Source organism: Psychrobacter sp. UBA2514 (assembly GCF_002341255.1).
GTDB classification, from domain to species: domain Bacteria; phylum Pseudomonadota; class Gammaproteobacteria; order Pseudomonadales; family Moraxellaceae; genus Psychrobacter; species Psychrobacter pacificensis.
In genome coordinates this window covers 5,124-5,386 of the sequence record NZ_DDNS01000037.1, presented here as the reverse complement: position 1 = coordinate 5,386, position 263 = coordinate 5,124, and the positions used below count along the sequence as shown (strand labels likewise).

Annotated in this window: 1 protein-coding gene; it reads left to right on the top strand. The window is 49.0% G+C overall.

What is annotated here, in order from left to right; all coding sequences use genetic code 11:
* Positions 1-263 (top strand): cysteine protease StiP domain-containing protein (locus tag B3V51_RS09965; RefSeq protein ID WP_286708344.1); only part of this gene is annotated, 263 nt, incomplete at both ends.

Genomic DNA, 263 nt, shown 5'->3' with positions numbered 1-263 from the left:
CAAATGCTGCTTGACGCTTACCCAAACAGTCCGATTGTATTTGTCGATGGCTGGACAGGTAAAGGCGCGATTTATAAGGAGCTTGCTCGTAGCTTAGAGACATTTAGCGATCCCATTCACACCAGCTTTGCCAATATTTTTCATCAAGGTGCTGATGTCATTCCACTACTGACCCTTGCCGATCCGGCGGGCGTTGCTTGGCTCGCCGCGAGCGCGGAAGATTGGTTAATTCCATCGGGTTTGTTAAATAGTACCGTATCAGG